We start from the raw sequence: 20,658 nt of genomic DNA on the forward strand, positions 1-20,658 counted from the left end.
ATCTTTCTTTTAATGAATTTACTCATTTATTATGATAGCATGATATTAAAAGAAACTAAATTTTGAAATGTAGAGGTTTTAAAATGGAAGATTTAGATAAAGATTGTTTATTTTGTAAAATTATCAAGGGTGAAGCAAGCAGCTACACTGTTTTTGAAAATGACGATGTAAAAGCTTTCTTAGATTTATCTCAAGTTAATCCCGGTCATACTTTAATGGTACCTAAAAAACACATCACAAACTTTTTTGATTATACCCAAGCAGATGCTCAACGCTATTTACAATATATTCCTACCATTGCTAACGCAATTAAAAAATTTGATCCCAGAATCACCGGTATGAATATTAGCAGCAATAATGGTGCCAGTGCAAGTCAAGTAGTTATGCACTCGCACATCCATTTCATTCCGCGGTTTGAAGGTGATGGCTTAAAGATTGCTACACGAAACAACGCAGAAAAATACACTGAAGAAGATTATGAAAAGGTTGCTGCTGCTATTAGAGCACAATTTTAAGGTGACGAGATGAAACGTTTTAGTTTAGGACTGGCTGTAGGAGCGGGTTTTGGCGTGGTCCTTTCACTGTTCAAAGATAAAAATGGCGATCGCCTGTTTCCTCCTGTGCAAAAGCAAATAAAATCAGTAAAAGAAGATATTAGTGACATTTCTGTAGCAAATAATAAATTTAAGGCTGCTCAGCAAGAATTAAAAAAATCTTTGCCGCTAGCAAAGAAAGCTGCTTCGGAGTTACAAAACGAAATTGAATATTATCAAATCAGTATTAATCGGATTATAGGCAAATTGAAAGCCAAAACTGCAACAATTAATTTCAATAGCACAAATGAAACTAATAGTTCTAAAAAATAGTAAAGAAACTCTCTTTTTTGTTTTAAAAAAAATAAAAATAAAAACTAGTTTTGCCAGTTTATGTTATATTAGTTGTCGGTGACTTAATTTATTAAGGATGTGGAGAATTTATTTTATGAAAAAATATATTAAAAAAGCTGCAGCTGTGATTGCCGTAGCCGGTATAGCATTATCAACAGCTGCTTGTTCTAATGGTGGCAAAACCGTTGCTTCTTATAAAGGCGGAAAGATTACCCAGCAAGAATATTATGATGATATGAAAAAATCTCAAGCTGGTAAAACCGCTTTGGCAAACATGATTATTAATCGTGTTCTAGAACAACAATATGGCAACAAGGTTTCCAAAAAGCAGGTTGACAAACAATATAACAACTACAAGAAACAGTATGGCAGTCAGTTTGATGCTGTTTTACAACAAAATGGTATGACTGCTGCAAGTTTCAAGCAAAACCTGAAAACAAACTTGCTGTCCGAAGCCGCTTTGAAAGATATTAAAAAGATTTCGAAGAGTCAAGAAGAAAAAGCTTGGAAAGCATATCAGCCTAAAGTTACAGTACAACACATTTTGGTTTCAAAGAAATCCAAAGCCGAAGAAATCACTAAAGAACTAAAAAATGGTAAAAGTTTCAAGAGCTTAGTTAAAAAGTATTCTCTAGATACTGGAACAAAAAACAATGAAGGTAAACTGCCAGCATTTGATTCTACTGATACTAGTCTAGATCCAGCTTTTAAAAATGCAGCATTTAAGTTAAAGACCGGTGAAACTACAAAGAGCCCAGTCAAATCTCAATCAGGTTACCACGTAATTAGAATGATTAAACACCCTGCCAAAGGTTCTTTTGCTTCACATAAAAAAGAAATTGATGACCAAATTTATCAATCAATGTCGCAAAATCAACAAACCATGCATGACGTCCTTGCCAAGGTTATTAAAAAGGCTGGAGTCAACATAAAGGATAATGATCTTAAAGATGTTTTAGCTGCCTACGTTTCTAATTCTAATAACAAAAAGTAATTGAACTATAGCAGTTAAGACCAGTTTAATAATAAAAATATAAAAATCCCGTTATCAGTTATTTTTACAAATAGCTATTAGCGGGATTTTTGCATTAAATTTTTTGATTGTAATGTCTCAACATACTTTTAATTAAATTTACAGATAACCTTTGCTCTTACAGCAACTTTCTGATTGACCAGATAACTTGACATAATTTGTCGAGTTAATTAGCAGTTAAACTACATAAGTTATATAAATCACCTTTTTGCTCAATCAATCTTTCATAAGAACCTTGTTCAGTGACAGATCCATCTTTCATGAAAATCACGGCATCATATTTTTTTAATAAGTTAGGATTTAATTTATGGGTAACTACAATAGCTGTTAGATCTTCTATTCCTAAAATGGTATTTTCAATTGCAATAGTATTTTTTTGGTCTAAAGATGATGTTGCCTCATCAAGCAATAAAATTGGCGTTTTTCTAATTAATGCTCGTGCTATTAAAATTCTTTGCTTCTGTCCACCAGATATCTCTTTACCGTTTTCACCAACATCCATTTCAATTCCTTTAGCATTGCTTTCAACCAATCTTCTTAAGCCAGATCTATTAATAGCATAGTTTAGTTCTTGCTTGGTAAAGGATTTGCCCAAAGTTATGTTATATCCAAGAGAATTGTTAAAAATGTAGACTTCCTGCTGCACAATATTTATCAGTTGGTAGAGTGATGATAATTCAATAGTATTGATATTTACATCATCAATACTAATACTACTATTTCTTCCTAACTGGTAATATCTCATTAATAACCTTAGTAATGTGGTTTTACCACTTCCTGACATGCCCACAAGAGCATACTTTTTTCCTTTTTCTATTCGTAAATTAATATTTGTAAGTACTCTCTTTCCTAATTTACCTTGCTGCGGGTACGAAAAATTGACGTTAGTAAACTTAATATCTTTCTCAAATTTTTTCAGAATATGATAATTGCTGGTATCTTTTGGTTTATGTATTTTGGCCAATAATTGATTTAATGATCTAATAGCAGCCTCGCCAGCTTTTTTGTTATTCATCTCAATGCCCAATTTACTCAGCGGCAGCACGATAAAATTAACTAATTGGACAATTGCTGTGACCGCCCCAATACTCGTACTGCCATTAAAAATCATAAACAGACCGAGTCCATAAGCTACTAGAAAAACCAAATAACCTGAAAAATCTGAAATCGCTGTCTGCGCGTCTATTATTATTATTTTCAAATTCTTTACTTATCTGCCTTTCAATATTAAAACTCTTAATAACTAGAAAACCGGAAAGCGCATCTTTTACTTTAGAAACATAAGCGTTCTGTTGTACCAAAGCTGCATTTTGCTTTTCTTGCATTTTACCACCTAATAAACTCATAAATATAATAGGTGCAAAACTGACTATTAGTACAGCTATTGATAGTTTCCAATTAATCATAAACATTCCAAAAATTGAAAATATTAATTGAAAATATTAATAGAGATAAATCAGATATTACATTAAAGTAGCTTTTAATGTATTTTTTTTCAATAGTTGAAATGGTATTTGTCATAGTTGCTAAAAAAGCGCCAATACTGCTATTGTTAAATTCATTTAAATCACTTGTAATAATTTTATTAAAAATTTGTTTTCTATATTTCTTACTAAAATTGTTGCTAAATTTGTTTTTAGTCTGTTCACTAACAAAAACAGCACAGGCCAACAAAATACATACCAATAAACAAACAAATATCGTTTGCTTTAAAGCACTAACATTCCTAGCAATTCCTGAATCAATTAACTTTTTTAAGACAAGGGCAAGTAATAAATTTATCAGTGGATAAACTAAGCCGGAAAAAATTAACGTCAGATAATAATTCAGCTTATCGTATTCTTGGTATTTTTCATTAATATATACATCCTTCCTATTTTTAAAATTATTAATAAAAGTAATCAATAATTTAAATATATCTATGTCTTTTACTATACGCTAAACATTTTATAATCGAAATATATATTTTAAAATAAAGTTATATTTTTTAAAATCATAAAAGAATAGTTTGAATATCAATAATTGCATTGCTTTTTATTTTTGGACAGCTAACGGTGTAATCAAGAGCATCCTCTTTCAAATTAAAGTAAATTAGAAAAGCAGCTAAAAGTAATGTCATACTTTTAGCTGCTTTCTAGCTATGCATTTGCAATTTTTAAGTTATTTGCTTCTCATATTCTCTGAGTAACTATTCTAATTTATGTGATTTAGCTAAGGATTCATCATTTTTAGGTCGATAAAATTTTCGACCACCCTGACTCATAATGTTTTCGGTAAAGTTCCCCGGTCGTGTATGTTGTAATGCATTAGTAATAGCATAAATAGACGCATCTAAATCATCAATGCGATGTAACAATTCTGCTTCCAGGAGCGCCGGCAGTTTGGGGGAACCATACTCAAATTTACCATGATGAGACAAAACCATGTGACGCAATAAGAGTAGATCTTCTGATTCAAGATCAATATTTAATTGTTGCGCCGCTAACATAATTTGCTCGTCAATTAAAACCAAGTGACCAATCAAGTTACCCTCATTAGTATATTGAGTTGCAGCCGGACCAGTTAATTCCAATACTTTACCCATATCATGTAAAATACAGCCAGCATATAATAACGAGCGATTAACTTGCGCATAATTATTTGCCAATCCTTTGGCATCGCGCAACATTGACAATGTATGGTATGCTAGACCTCCTCGTACGGCATGGTGGTTACTTTTTCCAGCTGGAAACTCAAAGAAGCGTTTATCCCATTTTTTTAATAAAAAACGTACTATTCGGTTCCAAGTTGGATTTAAAATTTCAAAAACATACTGATTGATTTCTTCCTTCATATCAGCAACTTTTTCAGGTGCTGATTTAATAAACTGCCTGAGATCATAACCTTCTTCAGGCCCAACAACACGTAAACTATAAATTTTTATTTGTGGCTGGCCCTGATATTCTTCCCGTTTACCGTTAAGTTCAACAATTGTTCCTGAATTAAATGTAGAGGCATCCTGGTCATTGGCATCCCAAAAATTACCACGAATTTCACCAGATGAATCACCAAATGACATTGCCAAATAAAGCTTACCCTTTTTGGTGTGTCTTAGCTGCGAATTTTTAATCAACACGACCAGCTCTAGTTCTTCGCCATCATTATAATCCAGCAAACGTTTATACATGTTCGGTTCCTTTCTTAAAAGTTAGCGGTTGTAATTGCAGTTTAGCAACAAGGCTTCTTTGGGCAGTAAAAATTAATACCTGATTGCTTTGTGCAATAGTCTGAAGCAACTTTTCAATTTCATTGATCCTTTGATCATCAAAGTTAACAAAAGAATCATCAATCAAAATTGGTAAATTAATTTGATCCTTTATTTGTTCAACAAAAGCCAGCTTCAAAGCAAAATAAAGTTGCTCAGAGGTACCCCGAGAAAGATATTCCACCGCTAATTTTTTACCATCAAAACGAGTAACCGTTATTTTTTTACCTATTTCAATATTATTATACCGATTATTTGTTAATAGTCGCAAATATTCTTTTGCAGTAATTAGCATTTTAGGAAACCGTTCATTAGATGCAAGGTCAAGTGCGCGACTAATCCACTTAGCAGTAAATAAATTAGCCAAATATTCAGCACTTAAATTTCTAAGTTTAGTTTTTAAGTTTGCTAATTTTTGTCTTTCTTCGAATACTGCTGTTGAATTGGCCAAATTTTCCATCTTAACTTTAATTTCAGCCGTTTTACTTTGTAAATGATTAATATTTTCATTAAATAAGGAAATTTGAGTCGCTAAATCCTGTAATTTCTTGTGTCCACTATTTTTATCTTGTACAAATTCTTGCAATTGGGTGAGATCGCTTTGCAAACTGGATTTGAGAGCACTAATCTGGTTTTTAGTATTATCCTGTTTCAGCTTTTGTTTTTGAATTTCTCTATATTCATTTAAGTTGTTGACTTGAGCTCTAGCCAAAATCATTTTCAACTTAACATTAACTTCTTGGAGCTCTTCATCATTTTCAGTTAAATTGTTTTTTAAACTAGTTTGCTTTTCTCTGCGTTTACGATCCGTGTCTATTTTTTCAGTAAGTTGGTCTAAAGCACGCAATACATCCGAAAAATTTGCATCTATTGCTTGTTTCAGTTCTTGACTTAACTCGACAGCAAACGGTGTGAGTAAATCAAATAACTCCTTTTTACGCAACTGATTTCTCTTTAAGTTTTGGGACAGAACCTGAAACTGTCTCCATTCATTAATTAAATTATTGAGATCTAAATTGCTGGGATTAATGCCATATTGTTTCTCAAATAAAAACCGTTGCTCTTTAACTCTTCTGTTTCTTTCAGCTTGTACTTTAGCAGATTTTTGCATTTGCGTTTGCTGGTAATAACCAAACACTGCAAGAGCTATACCAACACCTGTAGCAAGCAAACCGAAGGCACGCGCAATGAATAGTAAAATTAGCCCTAAAATGAAAATGGTTCCACCTAGCAAAAGAAATTGTTTTGGCTTAGTGCTTTTATCCTGGTTAATAACTGTTTCTTTTGGCGGTAGTTTTCGAAAATCTTCCTGCAGTTTTATTATTTGTTCTTCACTCAATGCAGCAATTTTGCCAAGGTTAGGATCAAGAGTTATAAGTTGCTGTTGTTCGTTTTTAATTTGCTTCTCTTTTTGTAAGCAGCTGTGATATTCCGCTTGACATTGTAAAATTTCTGGCTTCTTTTGCAGCAGCTTTGTTTCACTAATATCCTCATCTTTAACTTGAGAATATTCATTTAGCTTTTCTGAGATTTTTTGCTGTTTTTTACGCAAAGTTTCTGCTTGAAGTGCTAAATTTTGTGCAGATTGATATTGTTCCGGATCAAAATGAATAGTTTTGATCTGATTTTGTAAATCCTGCAATTTTTCGTAACTGGGGACAAGCTTTTCAATCTTCTCCAAGCTGTCATATTTTCTTTGCAGTTCTAGTCTTTTTTCTTCTTCATTGTGCTGCAGCTCTTTTTGCTTTTTTAAGTCTCTGCTCAGCTCTTTATACACAGAAAACTCATTTTCAGAATCACTGACTTTACTTTGCTGTTCTTGAATCTGCAGCAAAAGCTGATTAACCGGAAGTTTCCTACCTTTCTTTTTAAATAAACTGTCAGCGTTTTTGGCAAAATCATCGCGCACAGTTATCAATTTATCACTGTCGGCTGCGCCCAAGTAATATATGCGTTCTAATAAGTCCTTTTGCTTAATCTGGTCAACTTTGGTCAACATATCCTGATTAAAGATAAAACTGTCGGCATAAAAGTTACCGTCAATATTTTTTATTTGGTCAAAAAAAACATTTTCGGGCACTACTTGATTGTCACATTTAACTGTTAGTGTGCCCAATTTAGAGCCCTTGCCATGTGCGTAAAGCCGTTCCAGCTCATAGCGCTGTCCTTTTTCATTCTCAAAAAGCAAATAGCCTCCCATTGGACTAACTTGTGCCAAAGGAGTGTAGTTTTCAAAAAAGGGCGAATTGTGTGAACCAAGATGAAAGCCAAATAAAATTTGCTTAATAAAAGCAACGATTGTGCTTTTCCCTGCTTCATTTGCACCATAAAAGACGTTAATGTCAGGATTAAGTAAATCAAAAGTGAAATTTGAAAATTGACCAAAATTAATTATCTTAAGTTTAATTAATTTCATCATTGACTCCTTTCAATTTACTGTTCAGTTTTACTTCTGCCAGTTGTTTAACCTCCTGAATAAAATCTGGGTCTTGAACTAAATTATTAGTAAACTCAGTTTTTAAGGACCAGTCTTTACTAATTTGAGCAAATTGATCCGTGGTAAAAATCTCTTCTTCAGCCTGTTTAAAATATTTTTGATCGTTAACAGCAACTGCTAATTTGCTTCCATTAATAAAACGCACATCTACCAACTGAGAACCATGAGCAAGTTTTTCTGAAATCATTTGCCAAAAATCACTGTCTTGAATTAATTCTGCTTCTTTTTCATGTAAAAAATTTGCGCCCTTTATTTGTAAGCAAAAATAGGTAGTGGCAGCCGCTTTCAAACAATTAATAATCATCTTTTCCAGCTCGGTTTTCGCTATTGGCTTAGTTAATTCAAGCTGTCTTTTATTCCATGAAATAAGATTAGTCTGAACAAAATGAATTTTGGTTTGCTTTGTTTGCTCATCAATAGTGCCTAAATAACAGCCTTTTGGACCAGTTTCGTTAATGTGACGACCTTGAATATTGCCAGGATAAACAATTAGTGGTGTTTCTGACAATACCTGCCTTAAATGGATATGACCGAGAGCAAAATAATCGTAATTAAGATTTTGTAATTCACTTAAACTAAAAGGGGCATATACATTTTGAGAGCTCAAACCTGCCCTTTCCTGAGCATGCATAATACCAAAAGTGTAATGTTTACTTTTAGGAGGAAATTGGGCGGCAAGATCATCAGTAATATGATTAGCCAAATATGAAAAACCAGTCACGTCATATTCAAAACCACTTTTAGTAGTGTAAGAAGCAGTTTCAACTTTTTCGCCCTCACCTAACAATTTAAAATACGGGTTTTCGGGTACCAAAAGGTCTTCTTTTGCCATATGATCGTGATTGCCCAAGATCATAACTACTTGAATCTTAGCTGTGATTAAGCGCTCAATTTCACGTGCGAAAAAAATCTGGGCACTGGGATTAGGTTTGAAACTATCGAAAGTGTCACCTGCAATTAATACTAAATCAACATTTTCTTTGATAGCTAAATCAACAATATTAGTTAAAGACTGCATCGGAGCTTTTTGAATTTGGTTAAAACTCTTAGATGGTAAAAAAGATAGCCCCAAAAATGGACTATCTAAATGTGCGTCAGAAAAATGGATAAATTTCATCGTTATTTTTTAATTTCTAAGACCGTCATAAAGGTCACTAACGGGTTTGGTAATTGCCTTTTGAACATCTTCAATTGTTTTAGAGACAGCCTGCTCAGCTTGCAATAGTTGCAATATTTGATCATTCTTTTGCACTTTTTCATTCAACTTTTTATAATCTTCCTCTAAATCCTTAGGAAAGTCCCTTCCTTCAGTTTGAGAATTGATGATTTTAGTTTGCATCTCATCCATCTGCTTGAACAAAGCTGCACTTTCTTCATTGTTTTTTACTGCATTGACGGCATTTTCTAAAGCCTTAAATTCATCAAGCTTTTGCAAATCTGTCGCTACCTGGTTTGCTGAATCGTAAATATTTATCATATTTTTTCCTCCTAATTAGTGACCTAAAAGTCCTTTTATGTCATTATACCATTCATTAATCTTTTCACTGGCAGATCCGAGCCCTTTTTCAATTTTGTCGCCAAAACCTTTTGTCCAATCAGTACCAGCACCGTTATTTTGGATAATTTGCCTTGGCGCTTGTTCTCTAAATTGATTCTGTGCCGTGTATGGCAAAATGCCCTCCATTTCTGCTTTATAAAGCCTAGTGATACCAGTTTCAGATACACCATGCATGAAATGTTGCTGATTAGTGCGATCAAAACCGACCCAAGTAGCTACAACAACATCTGGGGTATAACCAACAATCCATTGATCCTTAGTACCAAAACCGTATGAATTAGGAACTTCGGTAGAACCGGTTTTGCCAGCAACACGATATCCGGCAGGCTGAGCTGATGTCCCTGTACCACCTGCAAATACTCCTAATAGCATTGTGGTCATCTCTTTTGCCGTGTTTTCAGAGATAATTCGATGGGTTCCTATATCGTGATTTTCAGCAATAACATTACCACTCGCATCAGTAATTTTGGTAATAAAGTAAGAATTGTTCGGTAAATTACCTTTATTAGCAAAAGCCGAATAGGCGCGTGCCATTTGGATAGGTGAAACACCAGTTGATAATCCGCCTAAAGCCAAAGCTAAATTTTGATCTTCTTTCGGTACCTTCAAACCAAAATTATTAGCAAACTGAACGCCTTTAGATACTCCAATGCGGTCTAATAGCCAAACAGCAGGCACATTTTTACTTTGAGCTAAAGCTACATACATTGGAATTTTATCTGAATAACCATTGTCAACATTGTGTGGCTGATAACCATTTTTCCCAAAGCGCTGCAATTGGTTAGAAAGCTGGGAATCATAATGATAGCCTTGTTGCAAGGCAGGCGCATATGAAACGATAGGTTTAATTGAAGAACCAGGTTGTCTCTTCATTTGTGTAGCCCGATTATAACCACGGAAGACATGCTTGCCACGACCTCCTACTACAGCTCTTACTGCACCAGTAGTGGGATCCATTACAACAGTTGCACCTTGAGTTTTAGTACCATCAGCAGCATTTTGAGGGAATAAATAATCCTGGTTAAATCTTTCTTGCAGCTGACTCTGATAATTTTGATTAAGGGTAGTGTATATTTTTAGACCCTTATTCATCACATCTTCTTCTTTTAAGCCATAGCGATTAATTGCTTCATCAACGACAGCGTCAAAGAAATAGGGATAACGATAGCCATCTTTATTGTGATATGTATCACGTAAAGTTAACCCAATTTTCTTTTCGCTTTCAGCCTGTGATTTTGATAATTTTTTATTATCAACCATCAAACTCAAAATTAAATTACGCCGTGATAAAGCATAAGACATGTGATCAATGGGGTTATACTTGCTAGGATTACGCAAAATACCTGCTAAAGTTGCACCTTCACCAACTGTCAATTGACTGGCACTCTTGCCAAAATATTTTTGGCTGGCATCTTCTACGCCCCAGACGCCATTACCAAAATAGGAATTGTTAAGATACATGGTTAATATATCTTTTTTGGAATAAACATGATTAAGTTCGATAGCAAAGAAAAGTTCCTCAACTTTACGCGAAAATGTTTGTTTTTGAGTTAGTAAGGCATTTTTGGCTAATTGCTGGGTGATAGTTGAACCACCTCCGGCAATTTGCCCGTGATTAAGCACTATACTTAGAGCGGCCCGCCCCATTCCCTTAATACTAAAGCCGGGATTTTTCCAAAAAGTCCTGTCCTCAGTCGAAATTACAGCATTTTTCACGTTAGGTGAAATCTTGTTGTATTCAACATAAGTTCCTTTTTGTGAGTATAATGAGCCTGCTCGTTGGCTTTTTTGGTCATAAATGCCTGTCGTAGCAGGTAATGATGCTTTTAAATTTGGAATATTGGATGTTTTAACTTTAACGGTATAATAAGTACAAACCAAGAGAATGACGGTAAGCAAAATCAGAATGATCCAGCGACCGATAAAAAAACGATGATCAAAACGGTACCATAAACCACGTTTATCGTTTTTCTTTGGTTCATTGTTTTCCATTTTATCTGCTCCTTTAGAAACAATTAAAATTGTATCATATTAGAGGACATTACCTTTATTTTCAAAAAGATTTAACAAATATTTATGAGCTATTATTTTACATTTAATTTTCCCCAAAATCTCAAACCATGCTCAGTAAACGACTTATTGCGTCTTTTGCTGATCCCACGCAAATGGCGTCATTACTTGCGAACTGAACACCAAATTTTGATTAACGGCACTTATCATTATTTTAATCAAATGGTCTTTCCGGACGATAAAATTGAGCTATGGCTTAGTCACATTGAGAGTAGTCAAAATACGTACCCAGCAAGTGGACAAATGCCAGAAGTGATTTACGAAGATCAAAATCTGTTAATTATTAATAAACCCGCAGGGAAAAAAACACATCCCAACTTAAGTGAAACCACCACTGCCTTGAATGATTGTGCCACTTATTTAGGTTATTCTCCTTTTATTGTACATCGTTTGGATATGCTAACTAGTGGTTTACTTTTGGTTGCTAAAAATCCAGCGGTGGTTCCTATTTTAAATCGTGAATTAAGCAGTAAACTTTTTCACCGTGAATATTTAGCAGTAGTTGATCTGACTAAGCCAATTGCAGATACTGGCATAATTAACCTGCCAATAGGAAGAGACCCACTTGATAAGCGCAAACGCAAGATTATTGCTGACGAACGTAAAGCAATCACACATTACCAAATTCTAAAGTACTTTAGCAATAATACTGCTTTAATTAAGCTCGAACTAGAAACAGGAAGAACACACCAAATCCGTGTTCATTTAGCGGCAATAGGTTGTCCGATTGTGGGTGATCCTTTGTATAATCCCAATTTTGTAAACAAAGAATATTTACATTTAACCGCTTATCAAATTTCTCTGGTACTGCCATTTTCATTTGAACAATTAAAAGTCAATCTACCTAAAGCTAAAATACCTTTACTCAAGTAAAAAATCCTTCAATGGCTTTTACTCAAGTATTAAGTGCTAAAAACTCCTATTGCTGTTTTCGATAATAAAGTAATGATCATTTAACTAAATATCACATTGAGCACAACAATTATTTTAATTACGCGACTTCATTAGTGTAAATTACTAGATGCTCTTGTATAATTTTATTATTGAAAAATTATATAAAGAAATTGAGAGTGAACATGAATAATCAAGAAATTGCTGATTTAGCAAAAAATGTTATTAACACGTTTAATTTACCCAGTTTAGGTGTAGGTGTTTATCATAAAGGTGATAGTTACAGTCACGTTTTTGGTAATGCAGAGCAGGATAGCTTATATCCCCTAGCATCAATTTCAAAAACCTTTTTTGCAACTGCAGTTTGTCAATTAGCTGATTCAGGTAAAATTGCTTTGGATGAGCCATTAAAAAAATACTGGCCCGGTTTTAAACTAAGAGATAAATACGCTGAAGACCACTTAACTTGGAGGGATGCTCTAAGTCACCAAAGTGGGTTGCCAGCTCACGACTTAATGCGTTTTACTAATATGAACAAGCACGATCTTACTTTAAAAGAAAAGGCAGAACATGTCGGTTTTTTAGAGCCAAATCATGAACTGCGTTACAAAATGCAATATAGTAATCTAATATTTGCTGTTGCTACCTATGCTTTTGAACAAGCTATCAATCAAGATTATGGCTTTTATGAGCACGAACATTTACTGGAGCCTTTGCATCTGGATAATACCTATGTTAATCATCACGAGGCACCACGGGAAAGAATAGTCAAGCCGTATATTAGAGATAATGAAGATACAGAAGAAGTCCCATTTATTGCCCCAGGTAAAGTTGGTGGTGCCAGCAGCATGCTTTCAACTATCTCTGATTTGCTAACTTGGGCAAAATACCAATTAAAATTGCAAAAAGAAAGCAAAAATAACGCAATGGCTGAGCACTTTCTTCCTCAATCTATTATGTCTCCCAGCCGTGCATATGGTGGTGCAAATTTTGGTGCTTATGGTCTGGGAATGATGATGGAAGATTACCGCGGACATAAGTATTTCTACCATAGTGGTTCATATATTGGCTATTGTTCTTTCATGGGCTTTGTTCCTGACCTTGACTTAGCTTTTGTGTCAACAACAAATATGGATTCAACTGATGCCATTTTTGCTTTAGCTTATCAAACTATTGATAATGTTCTGGATATTCACGAAACAGACTGGACTAGTAAAATTAAAAAGATAGTTGATAAAAAAGCTGTAATTCGTGAAGAAAATATCAGAAAACAAAAAGGTAAAATCCCTCAAAATGTTAAAGCAGAGAGTAATCCTTTAGGCGATTATGAAAACCCTGGATATGGTTTAATTACACTAAAAGAAAAAAATGGTGATTTGTTGGTTACCATCGGTAAATGGGACTACCCAATATTTGTAAATGAGAAAGGCAGAAAGGTTGTACCAGCACGAACTATTGCCGATTGAACTTCAAGAAAAACAAGTTTTATTGTGGACTGACCGCACACTTAATAAACCAACGGTATTTAAAAAGGTAAAATAAAAAGCCTAGCTTTTTTGACATTAAAGCTAGGCTCAAAAATATTTTCTAATAACCAGCTTGATTAAGAAAGCTGGTTTTTTTTATTTGATAAGCGAACTAATCCATGGCACAACTTTACCTATTACCTCATTAAGCTTGGTAAAATCGCCAGTTTCAACATTGTATGTGTGATTTGCATTTTCTACAGTAAAAGAATCTACGTTAGACATGTGACAATTTTTAATAAAATTTAAACTGATATTGGGATCTAAAGTTGGATCACTGGTGCATACTTCAACTAAAATCGGATTTTTAAAGTTTTTAATGTTATTATTCAAAGTCGTTTTAAGTTCGTCAAAGAATCTGCGGTATACTAGTTCAACACCACCGCTACTAGTATGAACAATGCAGTAACCTAAATTTTCCATTTCAAATTTATCATATGCCATTTCCAAAGGTTCTGAAGTATTAATCGCACCGTTTAAAGAAACTATGATTTTAGCTGGCAAATTTGAGCAAGTAAATACTAAACGTCCACCGAGACTATGACCTAATAAACCAACCTTATTTTCTGCAACATAAGGTAAACTTTGCAAGTATTTAAAACTGGCCTTGACCTCTTCTGTCATTACTTTCATACCATAATTTTCTCTAGAATATAGGTTCTCACCCATACTGCATAAATCAATTCTGGCCGCTACTATTCCTGCTTCAACTATTTTTTCACTGATTCTTGCTAACATATGATTATCGTTGTTTCTAGAGGACATGAAGCCATGGACCAGCAACATAGCCGGAAACTTATCTCCACCATCTGGAATATCAATCTGTATTGGCACTTCATGATCAATGCACTTTAAAAACCGTAATTCTTCACGCACTTCATTTATCTCCTTGTATATCTCAATGATTTTATGATTTAGATATATTATACTGTTATTTTGTGGCATACACACCAAAACAATATGTGATTATTTTCTTATATATAAAAAGCCTGCAACCACTGGAAATTTCAATGTTCTAGACCTTTTTTTAATAATCGTAGTTATAATTAAATCTTATCGGCTCTCCAAGGATCAATGCCTTCATACAATTTGGCCTTACCAATTGAATTAAACAGATCATTTTTATGATGTATAACCTTTTTACCAGCTTCAATTGCTTCTGGCAGTAAATGGTTCGGATCCCAGCCATCATTTTTGGCCAGAATTTCACGAGTCTTTTCAAAGAAAGCATGTTTATAGTCAGATGAAATATTTACTTTGCTAATACCGTTCTTTACTGCTTCAGCAATCTGTTCATCTGGATTAGATGAACCTCCATGCAAAACTAAAGGGGTATCAGGAACGGCTTGTACTATTTTTTGTAAAATATCAATTCTAATTTTAGGGGTCACATCAGAAGGATATATTCCGTGGCTAGTGCCTATACCAACTGCCAAAGTATCAACACCAGTTTCTTCAACAAATTTTTGTGCCTCTTCTGGTGTGGTATAAATACCTTCTTTTTTATGCCCCTCAACATGGACTCCTGTCTGGCCAATAGTACCAACTTCGCCCTCAACCGAAACACCAACTCTGTGTGCCATAGTTACTGTTTCCCTAGTCAAAACAACGTTTGTATCCCAGTCTTCAGCTGACATATCAATCATTACTGAACTAAAGCCATCATGTATTGCTCGTGCTGCACTATCTACAGAATCACCATGATCGAGGTGAAGAGCTACAGGAATTTTACTATCACGAATACGCGTTAAAACATAAGTAACGAAATCATCCTTACAATATCTCAATTCTGTGGGATGAATCATAATGATTGCTGGAGCGTAATCAGCTTCACACTGCTCTATTGATGTTCTCATTAATTCCAAGTTTGAAACATTATAAGCTCCTACTGCAAAATTGTTTTTTCTTGCTACTTCAAGCAATTGATTCATATTTACTAAGGTCATTTTTTCTCCTTATATATTAGTTAAACTTAATAACATTAACGACTTTTTACAACTGAAAATTGCATCACTTCCTCAAAATATAATTTATTGCAAATTCACACCTGACAAATCAACATCCTTTTCATCATCCTGACTTTCGTTTGCTATTTCATTTACCTGTTCAGCAGTTAACGGCTTTTTAATAATTGCCAGTAGAATACCGGTTACCAATGATCCTGCCACAAGTGCAATAACTGCTACCAACGGCTTTGACATGGCCGGAATAACAAAGATGCCGCCAGAAGGCACAGAACTTTCATTTTCCCAACCATAACTAATCATTCCAGTTATTCCGCAACCAATCCATGTACAAGGCAAAGTCCGTAACAAATCATTCATTGCAATAGGAATAACACCTTCAGTAATCATGCAGCATCCCATCGGAAAAGCAACTTCAATATTCTCAACTTCTCTTTTGGTATAAATATTTTTATGAAATAGTTTTGCAAAGAAGTACGACATTGTTATTCCAAATGGTGGAACCATGGCAGCCAAAACTTTAATTCCTTCTGGTCCTTTGATTCCATCAAGCAATAAACCATCACAAATTAAATTTGGAATTTTACTAATAGCACCGCCAAAATCGGCACAACCAATCCAACCAATTAAGAAACCATACAATGCTCTTTGTGACCGATCCAAACCGGTAATAAAATGATTAAGAGCAGTTGTTGCTGCAGTTAAAGGCTGACCTAACAAGAAGAACATTATCAGTGCGGTAAAAATTGCAGTAACCGTAGGAACTATCAGCATCGGCATAAGTCCGTTAGCCCACCGGGGGACTTTAATTTTTCTAATACCTAAAGCAATATAACCTGCAATAAATCCACCAATTATACCGCCCAGAAATCCAGCTCCCAAAAACGAAGCTATTTGTCCTGCTAAGAATCCAGGAGCAATCCCTGGTCTATCAGCAATTGAATAACCGATATAACCTGCAATAAATGACGGTAAAAGGCCCATTCCCAAAACACCAAGTGTAGTCATACTATTAGGAAAGTTCATTTGAGCCAAACTGGTAACTTGTTTACCGCCCATCAGGTTTCCTATTGCTATCAATAGGCCTGAAGCTACAACGAGTGGAAGCATATATGAAATAGACGTTAGCAAATGCTTTTTTACAGCAGAGCCAGCTTTTTTAGCACCTGTGACAAATGTTTTCATTTAAATCACTCCTTTTTACTTTTTCTTTCTTTTATTTCTTCTTCTATTTTTTTTAAAAGCTTTTTAGGTGCTTTAACCACTAGTGAAGTACCAACTTTTACAGTTGGAATATTTTTAAAACGTTCATTACCGGTAGTAGCTATATCAACTGCCAGCAAAGCAACATCAGCTTCAGCAATTTGCTCTGGTGTCAAGGCATTTTCTGTACCTATCGTCCCCTGAGTCTCAATGTGAATCTCATCTCCTAGTTCTGTTGCTGCTTTTTCCAACTTAGCTTTTGCTAAATAAGTATGGGCAATACCAGAAGTACAAGCACAAACGCAAACAATTTTCATAATTAATCATCTCCTCTATTTGCATACAAAAGTTTAATAACACTATCTTTATTTGTAGCAGCATGTAATTTCTTAATAAAGGTATCGTCGGATAATAAAATTGCTACTTTTTGTAAAAGCTTTAAATGTAATGTATCTGCATCCTGATCTCTAACTGCAAATAAAATTACAGCAGTAACAGGTTGGTCATCTAGAGTTTCCCAAGGTATTGGATGATCACTTAAACCAATCGCTATCATAGTATTTTTGACAGCTTTTGATTTACCATGAGGGATAGCTACACCTTGTCCAATGCCGGTTTCACCTTCTTCTTCTCGATTAAAAACATCATCTACAAATTTCTGAATGTCAGTAATATCGTCATCCTTTTGCAAAAGACGACTGAGTTCTTCAATTACATCTTCTTTAGTTTTTCCATTTAAGTGAAGGTCAATTAAGTTTGGATTAATGACTTTCGTAATATCGATTTCTTTTTCAGTCAAATTTATATGACCTCCTATCTTTTTAAAATTTGAGCAATTTCTGCTGCATTTTCGGCTTCATTGATTTTCGTAATTACAGTGTCATCTGCAAGTTTATTCATGATGGCAATTATCTCTCTGAAACCACTGCTTGACTTTTTTACTACTCGGGGAACTATTAAACAGATAAGTTTATTGACCTTAGAGTTATCAAGACAGTTCCAATCAGATATTAATGTATTTGATTTAAAAATCAGCAGCCAAGGAGAAAAATTGCGGTCTAAGATTATGTGAGGAATGGCAACTCCCTTTACCAAAGCAGTATTAGCGATTTTTTCTCTAGTCGATAGACTTTGCAGTACTGTTTCTTTTCTCACATTCATTTTGCAAGCAACAATACCTGCTATAACTTGGAAAGCTATTCTTTGATTTGTCAAATCTCTATCACAAGTTTTAAGCAAAATTTCGGTCATTAATGATTTTCCTCACTACGTTTTTAACTTTTAGCTCATCTTTTTTTGTAAAAAAAGCGCTAACTAATTCTACAGGGATGTCTCCTTGATAATTAATGGGAACAGTGCTAATTAACAACTCAATCTCAGGCTTATTTCTGATAATGGTTTCAATATTATAATTCGAAGCAAGACCTACAATTTCAATTTCAGGAATAGTATTTTTGATCTTGGTAGAAATTATTCCTGAAGTTCCAATTCCAGTTGTACATATCACATAAGCTTTAATTTTCTTGTTAGGTTTATTATTTTCTTCGTAATATTTAGCAAAATATAAGCAGATAAATCCTGTTTCATCATCTGAAATTATTGGTAAGTTGAATTTTTGACTGACCAATTTTGCTGCCTTTTTAGTAGCTTTGAAAACTTGAGGATATTCTAGCTTAATATCTTTTAACAAGGCATTAGGTAGAGCTATCTTCATTTTTAGCCTGCTTATCATTGCTAAAACATGATTCTTAATTTCATTTTTGATAGATGGTGAAAAATCACAATGCAAATAATTAGATACCTTACAAATAAAAAAGTCGGTGACTTCATCAGCCAAGTCGCGATCATCAAGAACAATTCCATCAAACGAATTGAAGCGCGAAGTTAGTAAGTATTTAAATAGGTAATAGACTTCTGGATCCAATTCTTTATTATCAAAACCCAAGTACTTTTTGATATTAGTTACAATACTTTTGCAAATACTAAAAATTTCAGGATTCATTTTAATTTCTGCCTGCAAACCAGTATCTAATGAAATTGACTTATCCATAGATTTATATTTTTTGGCTCTTATTAACAAAACATAAATATGAGCAAAAAAATTTATATTATACGGATACGGTAAAGAACCATTTAATACTCGCAGAGCCATTTCAACTTGACTTAAAGCAAAATTAAAGTCTTTTTGATCTAATTGAGACGTATTTTTTCGTAATGTCTCAATATCTGTAGACTTATCAATATGAAGAACTACTTCCATCAAAGCACTTCTGATATCTTTTTCAGTACCAATAATTTGGACCGACCTTTGTTTGCTTTTTAGTTTTAAGTTCCATTTATGTATTTTTTTACTTATTTGTCTTTCATCATTCCTCAGTACTGATTCGCTGATATATAAACTGTTTACTAAATCATAAATTTTAACTTCACTAGGAGAAGCAAAAAGCAATTTTGCCAGCATGTTTTCTTGTCTAAGTTGTGTGGATGAATCATTTTGAACATTATTATTTGCTACGTTTAAGTAGTTGGAATAATTAAGTTCATAGCCTCGCCCCCTTTGGGAAATAATTATTGGTTTAGAATATTTGTTATTAATACTATTAATATGGCGGGCAATTGTTTTTTTTGAAACTTTCAAGCCATTTGATAGTTCTTCAGAAGTAATGAACTTATTGTGAAGCTTAAGATAATCAATAATTTCTTGACTAATTTCTTTACGCACTTATCATCCCTCCTGATATTTTTATTTTGCTACTTATGTAAACGCTTAATTAATCAAAAAGTGTCCGTTGAAAAAGGAATCAACGGACATTTACATTAATTATAAATATTTAAACATGTTAAAATTTACTTTATTTCGTCACTCTGTCTGACTAAATTCAATATTTTTGAATCAAAAAAACTTTCTAAACTAAAAATTGGCTTAGAAAGCTTTTTTATGCTTTAAAATTTCTTTTTAATAAATAATATTAGTTAACTTGATATCAGGAATACAAAATTATTTTATATTTCGACAAATCCAAGGTATCATTTGTTTGTTCAATTCAATTAATTTGGTATAATCACCTGTTTTGGCATTAAAGGTGTGATTTGCTCCTTCAATAACAACAGAATCAACATTTTCCATATGACAGTTTTTGACAAAATTAAGTCCAATATTCGGATCAAGAGTAGGATCGTTAGCTGCAATACAAACCAATATTGGATTTTTAAAGTTACTAATATTCATATTAAGAGTATCTTTCATGTCTTTTTCAAATTTCTGATATATTAACTCGACTCTCCCATCACTAGTATGTATAATACCATAACCTAACTGCTTCATTTCCAATTTATTATATGAAGGAACCATAATCTCATTGGTATTGACTGCACCATTTAACGTGACAATTAATTTGGCAGGCAGGGTTGAACAAGTAAAAGCTAAACGACCGCCAAGACTGTGACCCAGCATACCTACATTTTTTTCAGAAATATATGGTAAAGACTGTAAGTAATTAAAGCATGCCTTAACCTCATCAATCATAATCCTCATACCATATTTTTCACGTGAGCAGATGTTTTCACCCATACTGCAAAGGTCCATTCTTGCCGCAGCAATACCATTTTTGGTCAGTTGCAAACTTATTTTTTGTAACATATGACCATCCAAATTTTTGGCTGACATAAATCCGTGAATTAAAAGTATGGCAGGAAACTTTTGACCTTTATCTGGTAAATCTATTTGCAATGGTACTTCATGATCAATACATTTCACAAAACAAAGTTTTTCTTTCATAATTATC

Annotated in this window: 21 protein-coding genes; 5 read left to right on the plus strand and 16 right to left on the minus strand. The window is 33.8% G+C overall.

The window, feature by feature from the left end:
• The first annotated feature begins 83 nt into the window (after window positions 1-83).
• The 3 genes from Q0K80_RS02935 (at window position 84) to Q0K80_RS02945 (ending at window position 1,881) form a co-directional block, all read left to right on the plus strand.
• Window positions 84-515, plus strand: coding sequence for an HIT domain-containing protein (locus Q0K80_RS02935; protein ID WP_294602888.1), 432 nt, complete (start codon window positions 84-86; stop codon window positions 513-515).
• Window positions 516-524: 9 nt separating this feature from the next.
• Window positions 525-866: a hypothetical protein gene (locus Q0K80_RS02940; protein ID WP_294602890.1), complete on the plus strand. Its 342-nt coding sequence runs from the start codon at window positions 525-527 to the stop codon at window positions 864-866.
• Between the two features lie 115 nt (window positions 867-981).
• Entirely contained in the window at window positions 982-1,881 is a 900-nt protein-coding gene (locus Q0K80_RS02945; protein WP_294602893.1) for a peptidylprolyl isomerase PrsA, read from the plus strand.
• Between the two features lie 205 nt (window positions 1,882-2,086).
• On the opposite strand, the gene Q0K80_RS02950 is transcribed toward Q0K80_RS02945, so the two are convergent.
• From Q0K80_RS02950 to Q0K80_RS02985, 8 genes are all read right to left on the minus strand, one after another.
• Window positions 2,087-3,031: an ABC transporter ATP-binding protein gene (locus Q0K80_RS02950; protein WP_294602895.1), complete on the minus strand. Its 945-nt coding sequence runs from the start codon at window positions 3,029-3,031 to the stop codon at window positions 2,087-2,089.
• The gene (locus tag Q0K80_RS02955; RefSeq protein WP_294602897.1) at window positions 3,021-3,326 is read right to left on the minus strand and encodes an ABC transporter transmembrane domain-containing protein; all 306 of its coding nucleotides are present in this window, start codon (window positions 3,324-3,326) and stop codon (window positions 3,021-3,023) included. Before Q0K80_RS02955 ends, Q0K80_RS02950 begins: the two co-directional genes overlap by 11 nt.
• Complete coding sequence (locus tag Q0K80_RS02960) at window positions 3,319-3,825, minus strand: ABC transporter transmembrane domain-containing protein (RefSeq protein ID WP_294602900.1); 507 nt, start codon at window positions 3,823-3,825, stop codon at window positions 3,319-3,321. The genes Q0K80_RS02955 and Q0K80_RS02960 overlap by 8 nt, the downstream gene beginning before the upstream one ends.
• A 283-nt stretch (window positions 3,826-4,108) precedes the next feature.
• Window positions 4,109-5,086: an HD domain-containing protein gene (locus tag Q0K80_RS02965; RefSeq protein WP_294602903.1), complete on the minus strand. Its 978-nt coding sequence runs from the start codon at window positions 5,084-5,086 to the stop codon at window positions 4,109-4,111.
• Window positions 5,079-7,580 carry an AAA family ATPase gene (locus Q0K80_RS02970; protein WP_294602905.1) on the minus strand — a complete coding sequence of 834 codons (2,502 nt, stop codon included), beginning with the start codon at window positions 7,578-7,580 and terminating at the stop codon, window positions 5,079-5,081. The genes Q0K80_RS02965 and Q0K80_RS02970 overlap by 8 nt, the downstream gene beginning before the upstream one ends.
• On the minus strand, window positions 7,567-8,778 hold the full coding sequence (locus Q0K80_RS02975) for a DNA repair exonuclease (RefSeq protein WP_294602907.1): 1,212 nt from the start codon (window positions 8,776-8,778) through the stop codon (window positions 7,567-7,569). Before Q0K80_RS02975 ends, Q0K80_RS02970 begins: the two co-directional genes overlap by 14 nt.
• 9 nt (window positions 8,779-8,787) lie before the next feature.
• Window positions 8,788-9,138, minus strand: a complete 351-nt coding sequence (locus Q0K80_RS02980) for a YlbF family regulator (RefSeq protein ID WP_294602910.1) — start codon at window positions 9,136-9,138, stop codon at window positions 8,788-8,790.
• A gap of 15 nt (window positions 9,139-9,153) precedes the next feature.
• On the minus strand, window positions 9,154-11,211 hold the full coding sequence (locus tag Q0K80_RS02985) for a PBP1A family penicillin-binding protein (protein WP_294602912.1): 2,058 nt from the start codon (window positions 11,209-11,211) through the stop codon (window positions 9,154-9,156).
• 84 nt (window positions 11,212-11,295) lie between these two features.
• Here Q0K80_RS02985 and Q0K80_RS02990 point away from each other — a divergent pair, with 84 nt between their 5' ends.
• Window positions 11,296-12,162: an RluA family pseudouridine synthase gene (locus Q0K80_RS02990; RefSeq protein WP_294602914.1), complete on the plus strand. Its 867-nt coding sequence runs from the start codon at window positions 11,296-11,298 to the stop codon at window positions 12,160-12,162.
• Window positions 12,163-12,365: 203 nt separating this feature from the next.
• Window positions 12,366-13,646 (plus strand): serine hydrolase, encoded by a 1,281-nt coding sequence (locus Q0K80_RS02995; protein WP_294602916.1) that lies wholly within the window; start codon window positions 12,366-12,368, stop codon window positions 13,644-13,646.
• 156 nt (window positions 13,647-13,802) lie between these two features.
• Here Q0K80_RS02995 and Q0K80_RS03000 read toward each other — a convergent pair whose 3' ends face one another.
• From Q0K80_RS03000 to Q0K80_RS03035, 8 genes are all read right to left on the minus strand, one after another.
• A complete protein-coding gene (locus tag Q0K80_RS03000; RefSeq protein WP_294602919.1) occupies window positions 13,803-14,582 on the minus strand; it encodes a dienelactone hydrolase family protein in 780 nt (259 codons plus the stop codon).
• A 170-nt stretch (window positions 14,583-14,752) separates the two neighbouring features.
• Complete coding sequence (locus Q0K80_RS03005) at window positions 14,753-15,652, minus strand: ketose-bisphosphate aldolase (protein ID WP_294602921.1); 900 nt, start codon at window positions 15,650-15,652, stop codon at window positions 14,753-14,755.
• An 84-nt stretch (window positions 15,653-15,736) separates the two neighbouring features.
• On the minus strand, window positions 15,737-16,855 hold the full coding sequence (locus Q0K80_RS03010) for a PTS fructose transporter subunit IIC (RefSeq protein ID WP_294602923.1): 1,119 nt from the start codon (window positions 16,853-16,855) through the stop codon (window positions 15,737-15,739).
• A 5-nt stretch (window positions 16,856-16,860) separates the two neighbouring features.
• Window positions 16,861-17,190, minus strand: coding sequence for a PTS fructose transporter subunit IIB (locus Q0K80_RS03015; protein WP_294602926.1), 330 nt, complete (start codon window positions 17,188-17,190; stop codon window positions 16,861-16,863).
• A 2-nt stretch (window positions 17,191-17,192) separates the two neighbouring features.
• On the minus strand, window positions 17,193-17,678 hold the full coding sequence (locus tag Q0K80_RS03020) for a PTS sugar transporter subunit IIA (protein WP_294602955.1): 486 nt from the start codon (window positions 17,676-17,678) through the stop codon (window positions 17,193-17,195).
• A gap of 8 nt (window positions 17,679-17,686) precedes the next feature.
• The gene (locus tag Q0K80_RS03025) at window positions 17,687-18,124 is read right to left on the minus strand and encodes a PTS sugar transporter subunit IIA (protein ID WP_294602929.1); all 438 of its coding nucleotides are present in this window, start codon (window positions 18,122-18,124) and stop codon (window positions 17,687-17,689) included.
• A complete protein-coding gene (locus Q0K80_RS03030; RefSeq protein WP_294602932.1) occupies window positions 18,105-19,595 on the minus strand; it encodes a PRD domain-containing protein in 1,491 nt (496 codons plus the stop codon). The genes Q0K80_RS03025 and Q0K80_RS03030 overlap by 20 nt, the downstream gene beginning before the upstream one ends.
• A gap of 276 nt (window positions 19,596-19,871) precedes the next feature.
• Window positions 19,872-20,651, minus strand: a complete 780-nt coding sequence (locus Q0K80_RS03035) for a dienelactone hydrolase family protein (protein WP_294602935.1) — start codon at window positions 20,649-20,651, stop codon at window positions 19,872-19,874.
• Window positions 20,652-20,658: the final 7 nt, after the last annotated feature.

This window comes from uncultured Lactobacillus sp. (genome assembly GCF_945290125.1).
Taxonomy (GTDB): domain Bacteria; phylum Bacillota; class Bacilli; order Lactobacillales; family Lactobacillaceae; genus Lactobacillus; species Lactobacillus rizhaonensis.

Excerpts from the sequence above, each read along its gene's own strand:
- Q0K80_RS02935 (WP_294602888.1), top strand. The coding sequence starts at position 84 with ATGGAAGATTTAGATAAAGATTGTTTATTTTGTAAAATTATCAAGGGT.
- Q0K80_RS02940 (WP_294602890.1), top strand. The coding sequence starts at position 525 with ATGAAACGTTTTAGTTTAGGACTGGCTGTAGGAGCGGGTTTTGGCGTG.
- Q0K80_RS02945 (WP_294602893.1), top strand. The coding sequence starts at position 982 with ATGAAAAAATATATTAAAAAAGCTGCAGCTGTGATTGCCGTAGCCGGT.
- Q0K80_RS02950 (WP_294602895.1), bottom strand. The coding sequence starts at position 3,031 with ATGATTTTTAATGGCAGTACGAGTATTGGGGCGGTCACAGCAATTGTC.
- Q0K80_RS02955 (WP_294602897.1), bottom strand. The coding sequence starts at position 3,326 with ATGATTAATTGGAAACTATCAATAGCTGTACTAATAGTCAGTTTTGCA.
- Q0K80_RS02965 (WP_294602903.1), bottom strand. The coding sequence starts at position 5,086 with ATGTATAAACGTTTGCTGGATTATAATGATGGCGAAGAACTAGAGCTG.
- Q0K80_RS02970 (WP_294602905.1), bottom strand. The coding sequence starts at position 7,580 with ATGAAATTAATTAAACTTAAGATAATTAATTTTGGTCAATTTTCAAAT.
- Q0K80_RS02975 (WP_294602907.1), bottom strand. The coding sequence starts at position 8,778 with ATGAAATTTATCCATTTTTCTGACGCACATTTAGATAGTCCATTTTTG.
- Q0K80_RS02980 (WP_294602910.1), bottom strand. The coding sequence starts at position 9,138 with ATGATAAATATTTACGATTCAGCAAACCAGGTAGCGACAGATTTGCAA.
- Q0K80_RS02985 (WP_294602912.1), bottom strand. The coding sequence starts at position 11,211 with ATGGAAAACAATGAACCAAAGAAAAACGATAAACGTGGTTTATGGTAC.
- Q0K80_RS02990 (WP_294602914.1), top strand. The coding sequence starts at position 11,296 with ATGAGCTATTATTTTACATTTAATTTTCCCCAAAATCTCAAACCATGC.
- Q0K80_RS02995 (WP_294602916.1), top strand. The coding sequence starts at position 12,366 with ATGAATAATCAAGAAATTGCTGATTTAGCAAAAAATGTTATTAACACG.
- Q0K80_RS03005 (WP_294602921.1), bottom strand. The coding sequence starts at position 15,652 with ATGACCTTAGTAAATATGAATCAATTGCTTGAAGTAGCAAGAAAAAAC.
- Q0K80_RS03010 (WP_294602923.1), bottom strand. The coding sequence starts at position 16,855 with ATGAAAACATTTGTCACAGGTGCTAAAAAAGCTGGCTCTGCTGTAAAA.
- Q0K80_RS03015 (WP_294602926.1), bottom strand. The coding sequence starts at position 17,190 with ATGAAAATTGTTTGCGTTTGTGCTTGTACTTCTGGTATTGCCCATACT.
- Q0K80_RS03025 (WP_294602929.1), bottom strand. The coding sequence starts at position 18,124 with ATGACCGAAATTTTGCTTAAAACTTGTGATAGAGATTTGACAAATCAA.
- Q0K80_RS03035 (WP_294602935.1), bottom strand. The coding sequence starts at position 20,651 with ATGAAAGAAAAACTTTGTTTTGTGAAATGTATTGATCATGAAGTACCA.